The organism is Plantibacter sp. MDV22-iso1, assembly GCF_058408345.1.
In genome coordinates, this window is sequence record NZ_JBZVDY010000001.1 from 326,603 (window position 1) to 340,733 (window position 14,131).

A 14,131-nucleotide genomic window follows, 5' to 3' on the forward strand; every position below is an offset into this window, starting at 1 on the left:
ATCGCGTCCGCACCACACCGCATGACGAAGGAGCCCAGCATGGGATGGAACAACCCCCCGGTCTCATGGTCGGAGTTCGAGCGCCGTCTGTCCGACGCGAGCCGTCCGGCCACCCTGCCGCTGGGAGCCGACGGTGGGGACAGCCCGGCCTGGTCGCGGAAGCGTCAACCGTACGTCCCCGAACCACCGGAGCAGCGCCCGTCGACGACGCGGGTCCCCTATGCGGAACTCCACGCGCACTCGAGCTTCAGCTTCCTCGACGGCGCGAGCCCGCCGGAGCGGCTCGTCGAAGAGGCTGCGGCACTCGGCCTGCACGCGCTCGCGCTCACCGACCACGACGGTTTCTACGGTGTCGTCCGGATGGCCGAGGCGGCGGAACGGTTCCCCGACCTCCGGACGGTCTACGGTGCCGAACTGTCCATCGGCCTGGACCGGCCGCAGAACGGCGTCCCCGACCCCGTCGGGCATCATCTGCTCCTGCTCGCCCGTCGAGCAGAGGGGTATCACCGCCTGGCCGGCGCGATCACGGACGCACAACTCGCCGACGGAGCCGAGAAGGGCCACCCGATCTACGACCTCGAGCGGCTCGCCGCCTCCGTCGCCGGCCACGTGACCGTGCTCACCGGGTGCCGTAAGGGGTTCGTCCGCACCGCGCTCCGTGAGCACGGTCCGGAGGCCGCCGCCGCCGCGGTCGACCGACTCGTCGCCCTGTTCGGTCCGGAGCACGTCGTCGTCGAGTTGAGCGACCACGGCCACCCGGAGGACTCGGCGGAGAACGATGCACTCGCCGAGATCGCGGCGTTGCTCGACCTCACCGTCGTCGCGACCGGCAACGTCCATTACGCCACGCCCGAGCAGCATAGACTCCAGACCGCGCTGGCGGCCGTCCGAGCACGACGCAGCCTCGACGAACTCGACGGATGGCTTCCCGCGGCCGGAACCGCGCACCTGCGGAGCGGAGCCGAGATGGCGGACCGGTTCGCAAGATACCCCGGAGCGGTGGCACGGAGCGTCGAGCTGGCGGATGAACTCGCCTTCAGCCTGCGGGCGGTCCGCCCGAAGCTCCCGCGACAGCGCGTCCCGGAGGGCCATACGCCCATGAGCTGGCTCCGGCATCTGGTGCTCGAAGCCGTCCCCGTCAAATACCCCGACGCCACTCCCGAACACCTCCGACGCATCGAACGGGAACTCGAGGTCATCGAGCAGAAGGACTTCCCCGGGTACTTCCTGATCGTGCACGACATCGTCAGTTTCGCCCGCGGCCGTGGCATCCTCTGCCAGGGACGCGGTTCCGCCGCGAACTCGGCCGTCTGCTACCTGCTCGGGATCACCGCGGTCGACTCGATCTTCTACGAGCTGCCGTTCGAACGGTTCCTCTCCAGTATGCGGGAGGAGGAGCCCGACATCGACGTCGACTTCGACTCGGACCGGCGCGAGGAGGCCATCCAGTACGTCTACGAGACCTACGGACGCCGCAACGCCGCTCAGGTCGCGAACATCATCAGCTATCGGCCGAAGTTCGCCGTCCGCGACACCGCCAAGGCGCTCGGGTACAGCCCCGGTCAGCAGGACGCCTGGTCGAAACAGGTCGAGCGTTGGGGCGGGGTCATGTCGAGCACCGACCACGACATCCCCGAGCGCGTCGTCGGCCTCGCGCAGCAGATGCTCGCCCTGCCCCGGCACCTGGGCATCCACTCGGGTGGCATGGTCCTGACCGATCGCCCGGTCGGCGAGGTCTGCCCGATCGAGCACGGGCGCATGGACGGTCGCACGGTCCTCCAGTGGGACAAGGACGACTGCGCCTGGATGGGTCTGGTCAAGTTCGACCTCCTGGGTCTCGGCATGCTCTCGGCCATCCAGTACTGCTTCGACCTCGTGGCCGAGCACACCGGAGAGCGCTGGACCCTCGAGACCATCCCGAAGGACGAAGCAGGGGTCTACGACCAGCTCTGCCGGGCCGACACCATCGGGGTCTTCCAGGTGGAGAGCCGCGCGCAGATGGGCATGCTGCCGCGTCTGCTCCCCCGCCGGTTCTACGATCTCGTCATCGAGGTCGCCATGATCCGCCCGGGGCCCATCCAGGGCGGCGCGGTACACCCCTACCTGCGCCGGAAGACCGGCCAGGAGCCCATCACCTACCTCCACCCGAGCCTCGAACCGGTCCTCGAACGCACGCTCGGCGTGCCGTTGTTCCAGGAGCAGCTCATGCAGATGGCGATGGCCGTCGGTGGGTGCTCGGCTGAGGATGCGGACCTCCTGCGCCGGGCGATGGGATCGAAGCGTGGCGAGGAGAAGATCGAGAGCCTCAAGGACACGCTGTACCTCGGCATGGCCGGCAACGGCATCGTCGGTGCGGACGCCGATGCCGTGTACGCCAAGATCCAGGCCTTCGCCAACTTCGGCTTCGCCGAGAGCCACTCCCTGAGCTTCGCCCTCCTCGTCTACGTGAGCGCCTGGCTGCGCCTGCACTACCCGGGGGCCTTCCTCGCGGCCCTGCTCCGGGCGCAGCCCATGGGGTTCTACTCGCCGATGACCCTCGTCGCCGACGCCCGCCGACACGGCGTCTCCGTCCTGCGTCCCGATCTGCATCGCTCCGGCGCACAGGCCGGCCTCGAAGCGCTCGACCCGGAGGCCGCCCCAGGCGCCCCGGTCGCTCCCGGCGGGCGCACGCGCTGCCTCGAACACGAGCAGGGGCCGACCGGGCTCTTCGATCCGCTCCTTCCCGACGATTCGGCAGGACACCGGCGCGACGGCGCACTCGCCGTCCGGCTGGGTCTCTCCTCCGTCCAGGGGATCGGTGAGGAGCTCGCGAAGCGGATCGTCGCCGAACGGGAGTCCGGAGGGCTGTTCACCAGCCAGGCCGACCTGGCCAGGCGGATCGGCCTGAGCTCCTCGCAGTTGGAGTCGCTGTCGGCGGCGGGCGCCTTCGACGGATTCGGCCTCACCCGTCGTGAGGCGATGTGGGGCGCAGCGCAGGCCAGTCGGCATCGTCCCGACCAGCTCGAGGGGACGTTCACGACCGTGCAGCCGCCGTTGCTCCCGGTTCCGACGGCCGCCGAACAACTCATCTCCGACATCTGGTCGACCGGGATGTCGACCGATGACCACCCCATCCGCCACGTCCGTGCCGAACTCACACGACGAGGTGCGCTGCGGTCCGACGAACTCCTGACGGCGCAGACGGATCGTCGCGTGGAGGTCGGGGGTGTCGTGACGCATCGACAACGGCCGGCGACGGCGAGCGGCATCACCTTCATGAACCTCGAGGACGAAGCGGGACTCGTCAACGTGATCTGCAGTGTCGGCGTCTGGAACCGGTATCGCCGCGTGGCCAGGGAAGCCCCGGCGATGGTGGTCCGCGGCATGCTGGAGCGATCACCGGAAGGCATCGTCAATCTGGTGGCGGATCGGTTGGAAGCGCTCCGGATCGGGGCGAACACCCGTTCGCGCGACTTCCAATGACCGGTCACGACCAAACCGCGGCGGCCTCCTCCTCCGAACACCCTCTACAGCACAGCACGAGACTCATGGGATTCCCAGGCAGGCCCCGGGAAGGAATGACCGGGAGCCACCCGGCGTTGTCCCCAGTGTTGAGTAGACCAGAAGGGGGTCACCCATGGCGAGAGTGTACGAAGAGATCGAAGGCCGGACCGGCGAGGTGGAACGGTACCGTCACCACCCGAACGGCAAGGGCATGGTCGCAGCTCGTGCACTGATCGATCCGTCGGCGTTCATCGAACGCACCACCTTCGTGGAGGCTGACGCGGACATCCGTGCCAACGCCTGGATCGGTGCCGGAACCTGGATCGACCGGTCCGCGGTGATCGGCGAAGGCGCCTTCATCGGCGCGAACGTCCACATCGGGGAGCGCTGTGTCATCGGACGCGGAGCAAGAGTCGGAAGCGACGCCCGTCTCGGCGCCGACGTCCAGGTCGCCCACGGCGCGAGCGTCGATCGGGACGCCAGGGTCGCAGACCGCACCGTGGTCGGCAGCGAACGACCGGTCATGACCGAACCGACGGTCCGTCAGACGAACCGCGCCCCGCGCCGACCTCGTGCGAACGGCACCGACCGGTTCGGGAAAGCCGCCTGACCGGCAGACCGCCCCACCACCGCCACGCAGGGCCCGGACTCGTGAGTCCGGGCCCTGCGTCGTCTCCGCTGCGCGAGAGGCACATGCCAGACGACTAACATATCAGGATGGACCTGAAGGACTACCTGCGCATCCTCCGCCATCGCTGGCTGCTCATCGTCGCGATCACCGCAGGAGCAGCGGCGCTCGCCCACGGGTACACCCTCATCACCCAGCCCGTGTACCAGTCGACGGGCCAGCTGTTCGTCGCCGTCACCGGCGGCGACTCCGTGGGCGATCTCAATCAGGGCAACGCGTTCGCCCAGAGCCGCGTCGCCTCGTATGTGATCCTCGCCACCGGTTCGACCGTGCGGTCCACGGTGGCGGAGCGCCTCGACCTCGACCCCGCGTCGCTCGTCGGGACGATCTCAGCGTCCAATCCTGCACAGTCGGTCCTGATCGACATCTCCGCCGTCGACAGCGATCCGGTCGCGGCAGCCCGCATCGCGAACACCGCAGCCCAGGTGCTCGTCGACCTCGTCGACGACGTCGAGAGCGCCAACGAGGTGGACGCCGCCGGTGCACCGGGCGATCCGACCCCGGTCGGGCTGACGATCGTCGAACAAGCGTCTCCACCCCGATCCCCTGTCGCACCCAACGCGCTGCAGAACCTCACGGTGGGTGTCCTCATCGGCCTCGCCCTGGGCGTCGGGATCACACTGCTCATCGAGGTCCTCGACACCCGTCTCCGCGGACGCGCGGCGATCGAGAAGCTCACGGACACGAGCATCCTCGGCGCCTTCCACACGGAACCCGCCGACACGGCCCAACTCATCCTCGGATCGACGGAGAGCTACAGCCGTCGCGCCGAGAGCTTCCGGCAGCTTCGGACGCACCTCCAGTTCGCCTCCATCGACGGCGGACTCCGCAGTGTGATGGTCACGTCCTCGGTCCCGGGCGAGGGGAAGAGCACCACCTCGGCGAACCTCGCGCTCGTCCTCGCGGAGGCGGGGAACTCCGTCCTCCTCGTCGATGCGGATCTGCGCCGACCCCGCCAGCACGAGATGTTCGGTCTCGAGGACGCGGTCGGGCTCACGACCGTGCTCACCGGCAGGATCAGCCTCGGCGATGCGGCGCAAGCGGTCGACGGGGCGGGACGTCTCGCCGTCCTCACCTCCGGCGAACTGCCGCCGAATCCGAGCGAACTCCTCGGATCAGCGGCGATGGAGCGCGCGCTCTCGGAGATGGAACGCACGTACGACGTGGTGATCATCGACACGCCCCCACTCATCAACGTCTCGGACCCGACAGCGCTGTCGACCCTTGCGAGCGGCGTCCTGCTCGTGGCGTCAGCCGACGGGCGACTGCACCGCGACCAGCTCCGGCAGTCACTCGAGAACCTCAGCTTCGTCCAGGCCAAGCTCCTCGGAGTCGTGCTCAACCGTGTCGAGGTGGCTCGGGGAGAGCAGACGTCGTCCTACGCGTACTACCACCGGACCGACCCGACGCGTCGACCAGGGCGGACCACGGTATGAACACCCCGCTCGATCCGTCTCCGACCCGGATCCTGATCGTCTGTAGCGGCAACATCTGTCGATCCCCGTATGCCGAGGTCCTGCTCACGAGCGGGCTGGCGGAGGTCGAGGCGTGCGGCTTCGAGGTGCGGAGCGCCGGGACCGGCGCGCTGCGTGGACACCCGATCGACGCTTCGAGCGCGGCGCTGCTCGGTCCACTCGCCGCGACGGCAGCCGGCTTCGCCGCGACGCAGCTCACCGCGGGCCTCGTCACTCGACAGGACGTCGTCCTGACCATGACGCGGGAGCATCGCGGCGCCGTCCTCAGACTGTGCCCGGAGGCGCTGCGTCGAACCTTCTCCCTGCGTGAGTTCGCCCGACTCCTCGACACCGTCGAGTCGGGACGGCTCCCCCGTTCGCGAGCAGGGCGCTGGAAGCGTCTTGGCCCCGAACTGGCGGCCAACCGGACGGGCGCACGACTCCCGGATCCGGCGCAGGACGACGTCGTCGACCCGTTCGGCCAGGGACCAGAGGTCTTCCGTCGGATGGCCTCGCAGATCATCCCGGCCGTCGAGCGCATCATCGCGTTCGAGCGCACTGCCGTCCAAGAGGATTCCGGACCGCGGTGAGGACGTTGGCGTGCCTCTGCGTCCACCGGCCAACGGATGGGCTGATCACGCCGGAAACGAAGAAGGCCCGCGATGATCGCGAGCCTTCGTCGTGATGTTGCTGTCTGGCTGGGGTACCTGGACTCGAACCAAGAACAACTGAACCAGAATCAGTCGTGTTGCCAATTACACCATACCCCACTGTCAGAACCGAAGCCCCGACCGAAGAACAACACTAGCCTACGGAGGCGGCCGTCTCAAATCGAAGCGTCCCGGGCGCGTCGCGGGTCCCTCAGCTGGGGACGCCCGCGAGGTCCCGGTTGAGTGCGCGGGATACCCGAGCGCCGTTCCCGGCCGCCACGATGAGCTGCTGCGGACCGGGAGGCGTGATGTCGCCGGCGGCGTACACACCCGGCACGGACGTGCGACCCCAGGCGTCGACCACGACGTACCCGTCGGTGTCGCGATCGAGGGCGAGCCGTTCCAGATATCCGAGGGGCACGGCCCACTGCGGCCGCACGAAGCCGCCGGAGCGTGGGATGAGCACACCGTCGCCGAGGCGGACACCGGTGAAGCCGTCGCGACCGCCCTCGAGCTCCGCGATCACACCGCGCTCGACCCGGATGCCCGCGGAGGCGAGCGCGGCCTCCTCCGGGCCGGTCACGGTGTCGGTCCCGTTCGTGAAGACGATGAGGTCCGACGACCACTGTGCGACGAGGATCGCCCATTCCGCGAGGTCCGCCGTCTCGCCGATGAGCGCGAGCGGCGCGTCGGCCTTCTCGTACCCGTCGCACTCGACGCAGCTGTGCAGATCCGTTCCGTAGAAGGCCCGCAGGTTCGTGACCTTCGGCAACGTCTCCGTGAGACCACTCGCGACGACGACCGTCCGGGTCACGACGTCGCGATCCGGCTCGCCGCGGACCCCCTGGGCGACGACGTGGAAGCCGTCAGCAGTCGGCTCGATCGACTGCACGGACGCGAACTGGACCTCCGCGTTCGCGTACGCCGCGACCTCCTCGCGCCCCATTCGCCGGAGATCCAGCGGAGCGATGCCGTCGCGGGTGAGGAAGCCGTGCGAGCGCAGCGTCGCAGCGTGCCGTGGGCGATTGCCGTCGAGCACGAGGATGCGCCGACGCGCGCGCGCCAGGTTCAGCGCGGCCGAGAGCCCCGCGGGTCCCGCGCCGACGACGACGACGTCGTACGAGTCGCTCATGACGCGAGGTGCGCGGAGAGCCGATCGAGTCGCGTGATCGATTCCGTCTTCCCGAGGATCTCGAGCGACTCGAAGAGCGGCGGGGAGATCCGACGCCCGGACGCGGCGACACGCAGCGGGCCGTAGGCGATACGGGGCTTCAATCCGAGGCCCTCGATGAGCGCGCCGGCGAGCGCGTCCTGGATCGAACCGGCCGCCCACTCCGACTCGGGGACGAGCTCGAGGGCACCGATGGACGCGGCGAGCACCTCGCCGGCGTTCGCCGGAAGACCCTTGAGCGCGTCCTCCTGGTACTCGAGCTCCGCGGCACCGCGGAACAGGAAGCCGAGGAGCGCGGGGACCTCGCCGAGCAGCGCGATGCGCTCCTGGACGAGCGGGGCGGCCTGCTCGAGCACGGCCTGCTGCGCCTCGGTGACGGGCTCGCTCACCACACCGGCCTCGACGAGGTACGGCGTGATGCGGCCGAGGAAGTCGGCCGGCTCCAGCAGTCGGATGTGGTCGCCGTTGATCGACTCCGCCTTCTTGAGGTCGAAGCGCGCCGGGTTCGGGTTGACGTCGACGACGTCGAACGCGGCGATCATCTCGTCGATGGAGAAGACGTCGCGGTCGCCGCTCAGCGACCATCCGAGCAGCGCGAGGTAGTTGATGAGCCCTTCCGGCACGAAGCCGCGGTCGCGGTGGTGGAAGAGGTTCGCCTCCGGGTCGCGCTTGGAGAGCTTCTTGTTGCCCTCACCCATGACGTACGGCAGGTGACCGAACCGTGGGACGAAGGTCGTGAGACCGATGTCGATGAGCGCGTGGTACAGCGCGATCTGTCGCGGCGTCGACGGCAGCAGATCCTCGCCGCGGAGGACGTGGGTGATCTGCATGATGGCGTCGTCGACGGGGTTCACGAGCGTGTAGAGCGGCTTGCCGTTCGGGCGCACGAGGACGAAGTCCGTGAACGACCCGGCGGGGAAGGTGATCTCGCCGCGCACGAGATCGTCGAAGCTGAGGTCGTCGTCCGGGACCCGGAGACGGAGCGCCGGTTCGCGGCCCTCGGCTCGGAACGCTGCGCGCTGCTCGTCGGTGAGGTCGCGGTCGAAGTTGTCGTACCCGAACTGCTTCGGCCGGCCGGCCGCCTCGTTGCGGGCGTCGATCTCGTCGGCGTTCGAGAAGCTCTCGTAGAGGTGCCCGGCAGCCGTCAGCCGCGCGATCACGTCGGCGTAGATGTCGCTCCGCTCGGACTGCCGGTACGGCGCGTGTGGTCCGCCGACGCCGACGCCCTCGTCCCAGTCGAGCCGCAGCCACGTGAGCGCGTCGACGAGCTGCTCGTAGCTCTCCTCGCTGTCGCGAGCGGCATCGGTGTCCTCGATCCGGAAGACGAGCTTGCCCCCCGTGTGCCGGGCGTACGCCCAGTTGAACAGCGCCGTGCGGACGAGACCGACGTGCGGCGTGCCGGTCGGCGACGGGCAGAACCGGACGCGGACGTCGGTGCCGGAAGCCGTGGAGAAGGGGTGCGTAATCGTGTCAGACATCGCCTGTCATCTTAGTCGCGCCGCCCAGGGACGCGGCGATCCGCAGGAGTGCAGCGACGGCGGGGATGCGGTCCGCGTGCTCGGCGCTGACGAGGTGGAGCGCCCGGTCGTCGTCGTTGCGCGTCGGCAGCATGACCACCTCGGTCGGCAGCTGCGCGGCCGCGAGCGCGAGCGTTGGTAGCAGGGCGACGCCGAGCCCGGCCGCCACCAGGGCGGTGACCGCGATCGCATTGTCGGTCTCGTGCGCGATGACGGGCTCGAAGCCGCTCGACCGGCAGAGGCCGAGGAGATGACCTCGGCAGCGCGGACAACCCGCGATCCAGCGCTCACCGGCGAGCGCCGCGAGGTCGACCTGTCGGTCACCGGCTCGAGCGTGGCCGACCGGGAGCACGAGACGCATCGGGTCGGTTCCGAACCGGCGCACCCGGAGCCCGGCCGCGCTCTCCCGATGCGGGTCGTCCGGGTCGTCCGGGTAGCTGAAGGTGATCGCGACGTCGGCTTCACCGGCACGGACCGCGGCGACGGCCTCCGGCGGTTCGGCCTCGACGAAGGAGACCCCGATCCCCGGATGCTCGTCGGCCAGGCGAGCGAGGAGCTGCGGTACGAGCATCGACGACGCAGAAGGGAAGGCGACGAGGCGCACCCGCCCCCTCCGCAACCCCGCGAGTGCCGCGACCTCCTCGGACGCCGCGCGCACCGCTCGGTCCACCGCCACCGCGTGTCCGGCGAGGATCGCACCGGCCTCGGTGAGGCGGACGCCCCGACCGACGCGCTCGACGACCGGCATGCCGAGCCGCCGCTCGAGCCGGCGGAGATGCTGGCTCACCGCGGGTTGGCTCGAGCCGAGCGCGTGCGCGGCGGCCGTGATCGACCCGGTCGAGGCGATGGCGCCGACGACGAGGAGGGAAGCGGCGTCGAGGGTCGATGACGAGGGATGCGGTGAGAGGGTGGACACCCTCGAAGCATAATCCACGGTTATAGTTCTCATCGAGAGCCAGTCCTTGTCGCATGGATGCCGGGCGAAGAGACTGGATGCATGAGCACCCTCAGCCTGCAGGAAGCCAGCGGATCCTTCCCATCCGCACCCGGCTACCTGGCCGCCTGCACGCTGGGACTGCCGACGATCGGCACGACGGACGCCGTCATGGCCGACCTCTCCGCCTGGCAGGCTGCTCGAACCGATGCAGCCGCCTACGGCGCGGTCGTCGAGCGCGTGCGCGGTTCCTTCGCCGAGCTGGTCAACGTGCCCCTCCGCTCGGTCGCGATCGGATCCCAGACCTCCGCCATGGTCGCCATGGTCGCGGCGTCGGTGCCGGACGGCGCCGAGATCCTGTGCGTCGAGGGCGACTTCAGCTCGCTCGTCGCCCCGTTCCTCATGCAGGCGCACCGCGGCGTGCGTGTCCGCCACGCACCGCTCACCGATCTCGCCGCCCACATCGACGCCTCGACCTGGCTCGTCGCCTACTCCGCGGTGCAGTCCGCGACCGGCGCGGTCGCCGACGTGGTCGCCATCCGTGAGGCGGCGGCCGTCCACGGCGCGCTGACGCTCAACGACCTCACCCAGGCCGCGGGGTGGCTCCCCGTCGACGCCTCGGCCGATGACATCACCGTGTGCCACGCCTACAAGTGGCTCTGTGCGCCGCGAGGTGTGGCGTTCATGACGGTGCGCGACGAGGTGTCGGACCGCCTCCGGCCGAGCCAGGCCGGTTGGTACTCGGGCGACGACGTCTGGTCGTCCTGTTACGGACCGTCGTTGCATCTCGCCGAGAGCGCTCGACGGTTCGACGTCTCCCCCGCGTGGCAGGCCTGGGTCGGCGCCGAGCCCGCCATCGCCCTCTTCGCGGCGGTCGACGCCGTCGCCGTGTACGAGCACGACACCCGGCTCGCAGCATCGCTCCGGGCGGGCATCGGCGAGAGCCGGTCGCTCCTGACGGGAACGGCCTCGGCGATCGTGACGTGGACGGACCCCGATGGACACGACCTCCGGGCGCTGCAGTCGGCCGGGATCACCGCATCGGGTCGCGCGGGCCGTGCGAGGGTCGCGTTCCATCTCTGGAACACCGACGACGACGTCGCCGCTGCGCTGACCGCTCTCGGCCAGCGCAGCTGACGCGGGTCAGGGCCGGCGGCCGGTGTTCCGGAGGATGCCGATGCCCGAGACCTCGACCTCGACGACCTGCCCGTCGGTGAAGGGTCCGACGCCGGCCGGGGTCCCGGTCAGGATGACGTCGCCCGGGAGGAGCGTCCAGACGGCGGACGCGTACTCGACGATCGCACCGATGGAGTGCACCATGTCGGAGAGCGGGGCGTGCTGGCGGACCTCACCGTCGACTCGGGTCTCGATCGTCGCGCCGTCGAAGGAGAACTCCGTCTCGATGTAGGGGCCGAGCGGGCAGAACGTGTCGAAGCCCTTCGCCCGGGCCCACTGACCGTCGGACTCCTGGAGGTCGCGGGCCGTGACGTCGTTCGCGATCGTGTAGCCGAAGATGACCTCGTCGGCACGCTCCGCGCTGACGTTCTTGGCGACGCCGCCGATCACGATGGCGAGCTCACCCTCGAAGTCGATGCGCTCGGACTGCTTGGGGAAGACGACGGCGTCTCCCGGCCCGACCACGGAGGTGTTGGGCTTCAGGAAGAGCAGCGGCTCGGTGGGAGCCTCCCCGCCCATCTCGGCTGCGTGGTCGTGGTAGTTCTTACCGATGGCGACGACCTTGGAGCGAGGGATGACCGGCGCGAGCAGGACCGCATCCGCGAGCGGGACACGCTCCCCCGTCGGTTCGAAGCCCGAGTAGAGCGGATCGCCGTCGAGGACGACGAGATCCGCATCGTCGATGATGCCGTAGCGGATGGCCTGATCGTGACTGAAGCGAGCGATTTTCACCACTCCAGCCTATCCCGAGGTGCCCCGGCGACACGGAAGCCCCGCACGAGGTGCGGGGCTTCCCAGGCTGCTCGGAGGCTACTCCGCGTCGAGCCGCGTCATCCACCCGTGACGGTCGGGCAGGCGGCCGTACTGGATGTCGGTCAGTTCCTGACGCAGCGACATCGTGAGTTCGCCCGCCGGAGCGTCGGCGTCACCCACGGTGAAGTCCTTGGCCTTCAGCTGCGCGATCGGTGTGACGACCGCAGCCGTCCCGCAGGCGAACACCTCGACGATGTCGCCGCTCTCGACGCCTTCGCGCCACTCGTCGATCGTGACCCGACGGCGCTCCACCCGGTGTCCACGGTCCTCCGCGAGCTGCAGGATGCTGTCGCGGGTGATGCCCTCGAGGATCGAGTCCGACTCCGGCGTGACGAGCGTGCCGTCGCGCTTGACGAGGACGACGTTCATCCCGCCGAGCTCTTCGATGTAGGTCGCCTCCTGTGCGTCCAGGAAGAGCACCTGGGCGCACCCGTGCTCGTACGCCTCGGCCTGCGGGAGCAGGGAGGACGCGTAGTTGCCGCCGGTCTTCGCCGCCCCGGTGCCGCCCTTGCCCGCACGGCTGTAGTCGGTGGACAGCCAGATGGACACGGGGGTGACGCCGCCCGTGAAGTACGCGCCGGCCGGGCTGGCGATGACGTAGTAGTTGACCTTCTTCGCCGGGCGGACGCCGAGGAAGGCCTCCTTGGCGAACATGAACGGTCGCAGGTACAGGCTGGTCTCCGGCGCGGACGGCACCCAGGCGCCGTCGACGGCGATGAGCTGCTTGATCGACTCGACGAAGTACTCGACCGGGAGCTCAGGCAGCGCGAGCCGCTTGGCCGAGCGCTGCAGGCGGCGGCCGTTGGCGTCGGGGCGGAACGACCAGATGGAGCCGTCGGCGTGACGGTACGCCTTCAGTCCTTCGAAGATCTCCTGGGCGTAGTGGAGGACGGCGGCGGCCGGGTCGAGCGAGATCGGACCGTACGCCTGGACCCGTGGGCGGTGCCATCCACCGCGCTCGGACCAGCAGATGTCGACCATGTGGTCGGTGAAGTGCTGCCCGAAGCCCGGATCGGCGAGGATCACGTCGCGCTCGGCGTCGGGGACGGGCTGCTCGTTGGGGGTCACGGTGAAGGCGAGCTCGCGCTGCGCCATGGGGAGGTTGATCGTCATGATGGTGTCTTCCGTCGTGATCTGCGTGTCTGGTGGGCGTCTACCGGTTCGCCGCGAGGGCTGCGATCGCATCGCCGACCTCGGTCGTCGTGCGTGCTGCGCCGGTGCGGGCGGCGATGTCGGCGGTGACGGCAGTGGCGACTCGCGCCGCCTCCGTCTCGAGCCCGAGATGCGACAGCATCAAGGAGACGGAGAGGATGGCGGCGGTCGGGTCGGCCAGCTGCTTCCCGGCGATGTCGGGCGCCGATCCGTGGACGGGCTCGAACATGCTCGGGTACGTGCCGTCCGGGTTGATGTTTCCCGAGGCCGCGAGTCCGATGCCGCCGCTGATCGCGCCGGCCAGATCGGTGAGGATGTCGCCGAAGAGGTTGTCCGTGACGATGACGTCAAATCTAGCAGGATCCGTGACGAGGAAGATGGTGGCCGCGTCGACGTGCAGGTAGTCGACCGCGACGTCGGGGAACTCCGCGGACACCGCGTCGACGACGCGCTTCCAGAGCGACCCGGCGAAGACGAGGACGTTGGTCTTGTGGACGAGGGTGAGCTTCCCCCGACGCGCGGCCGCGGCGGCGAACGCATAGCGCACGACCCGCTCCACCCCGTACGCGGTGTTGACCGACACCTCGTTCGCGATCTCGTGCGGCGTGCCCTGGCGGATCGCTCCGCCGTTGCCGACGTACGGCCCCTCCGTGCCCTCACGGACGACGACGAAGTCCACGTCGCCGGGCTCGCTCAGCGGGCTCGGGACGCCCGGGTACACGACGGTCGGGCGCAGGTTGACGTAGTGGTCGAGGCTGAACCGGAGCTTGAGGAGCAGCCCTCGCTCGATGTTCGCGTTCACGAGCCGGGGGTCGCCGGGCACGCCGCCGACCGCTCCGAGGAGGATGGCGTCGTGCGAGGCGATCGCGGCGAGGTCCGCGTCGGTCAGCACGTCGCCCGTCTCGAGGAACCGGGCGGCGCCGAGCGAGAAGGGCGTCTGCTCGAACCGGACGTCGCCACCCTGCACCGCCGCATCGAGGACCTTGAGCGCCTCGCCGACGACCTCGGGACCGATCCCGTCGCCGGGGATGACTGCGAGCTTGACGGTGCGGGACATGCGACTCCTGAGGATGCGACGACGGTGTGCGCCCAG

General features: G+C 69.6%; 11 protein-coding genes and 1 tRNA gene. 5 read left to right on the forward strand and 7 right to left on the reverse strand.

Annotation, left to right across the window (positions count from 1 at the left end; translation table 11 throughout):
- Positions 1–39: 39 nt before the first annotated feature.
- The 4 genes from AC4PMY_RS01555 (at position 40) to AC4PMY_RS01570 (ending at position 6,215) form a co-directional block, all read left to right on the forward strand.
- A complete protein-coding gene (locus AC4PMY_RS01555; RefSeq protein WP_491621849.1) occupies positions 40–3,462 on the forward strand; it encodes an error-prone DNA polymerase in 3,423 nt (1,140 codons plus the stop codon).
- A gap of 154 nt (positions 3,463–3,616) precedes the next feature.
- A complete protein-coding gene (locus AC4PMY_RS01560) occupies positions 3,617–4,093 on the forward strand; it encodes a DapH/DapD/GlmU-related protein (protein ID WP_079002213.1) in 477 nt (158 codons plus the stop codon).
- 107 nt (positions 4,094–4,200) lie between these two features.
- The gene (locus tag AC4PMY_RS01565; protein ID WP_491621850.1) at positions 4,201–5,607 is read left to right on the forward strand and encodes a tyrosine-protein kinase domain-containing protein; all 1,407 of its coding nucleotides are present in this window, start codon (positions 4,201–4,203) and stop codon (positions 5,605–5,607) included.
- Positions 5,604–6,215, forward strand: coding sequence for an arsenate reductase/protein-tyrosine-phosphatase family protein (locus tag AC4PMY_RS01570; RefSeq protein WP_491621851.1), 612 nt, complete (start codon positions 5,604–5,606; stop codon positions 6,213–6,215). The genes AC4PMY_RS01565 and AC4PMY_RS01570 overlap by 4 nt, the downstream gene beginning before the upstream one ends.
- A gap of 105 nt (positions 6,216–6,320) precedes the next feature.
- Here the strand turns inward: AC4PMY_RS01570 and AC4PMY_RS01575 are convergent.
- From AC4PMY_RS01575 to AC4PMY_RS01590, 4 genes are all read right to left on the reverse strand, one after another.
- Positions 6,321–6,395 (reverse strand) — tRNA-Gln (locus tag AC4PMY_RS01575).
- Between the two features lie 91 nt (positions 6,396–6,486).
- Complete coding sequence (locus AC4PMY_RS01580) at positions 6,487–7,407, reverse strand: NAD(P)/FAD-dependent oxidoreductase (RefSeq protein ID WP_071260917.1); 921 nt, start codon at positions 7,405–7,407, stop codon at positions 6,487–6,489.
- The gene (gene gltX / locus AC4PMY_RS01585; RefSeq protein WP_064296263.1) at positions 7,404–8,924 is read right to left on the reverse strand and encodes a glutamate--tRNA ligase; all 1,521 of its coding nucleotides are present in this window, start codon (positions 8,922–8,924) and stop codon (positions 7,404–7,406) included. Before gltX ends, AC4PMY_RS01580 begins: the two co-directional genes overlap by 4 nt.
- On the reverse strand, positions 8,917–9,879 hold the full coding sequence (locus AC4PMY_RS01590) for a LysR family transcriptional regulator (protein WP_491621852.1): 963 nt from the start codon (positions 9,877–9,879) through the stop codon (positions 8,917–8,919). Before AC4PMY_RS01590 ends, gltX begins: the two co-directional genes overlap by 8 nt.
- Before the next feature lie 81 nt (positions 9,880–9,960).
- Between AC4PMY_RS01590 and AC4PMY_RS01595 the strand changes: the two genes are divergently transcribed.
- Complete coding sequence (locus tag AC4PMY_RS01595; protein WP_491621853.1) at positions 9,961–11,034, forward strand: aminotransferase class V-fold PLP-dependent enzyme; 1,074 nt, start codon at positions 9,961–9,963, stop codon at positions 11,032–11,034.
- 6 nt (positions 11,035–11,040) lie between these two features.
- Here AC4PMY_RS01595 and AC4PMY_RS01600 read toward each other — a convergent pair whose 3' ends face one another.
- The 3 genes from AC4PMY_RS01600 to AC4PMY_RS01610 all read right to left on the reverse strand — a co-directional run bounded on the left by AC4PMY_RS01600 (position 11,041) and on the right by AC4PMY_RS01610 (position 14,095).
- Complete coding sequence (locus AC4PMY_RS01600) at positions 11,041–11,805, reverse strand: fumarylacetoacetate hydrolase family protein (RefSeq protein ID WP_491621854.1); 765 nt, start codon at positions 11,803–11,805, stop codon at positions 11,041–11,043.
- A 78-nt stretch (positions 11,806–11,883) separates the two neighbouring features.
- Positions 11,884–12,999, reverse strand: a complete 1,116-nt coding sequence (locus AC4PMY_RS01605) for a branched-chain amino acid aminotransferase (RefSeq protein ID WP_079002206.1) — start codon at positions 12,997–12,999, stop codon at positions 11,884–11,886.
- Between the two features lie 40 nt (positions 13,000–13,039).
- Positions 13,040–14,095, reverse strand: coding sequence for a 3-isopropylmalate dehydrogenase (locus AC4PMY_RS01610; RefSeq protein ID WP_121290153.1), 1,056 nt, complete (start codon positions 14,093–14,095; stop codon positions 13,040–13,042).
- Positions 14,096–14,131: the final 36 nt, after the last annotated feature.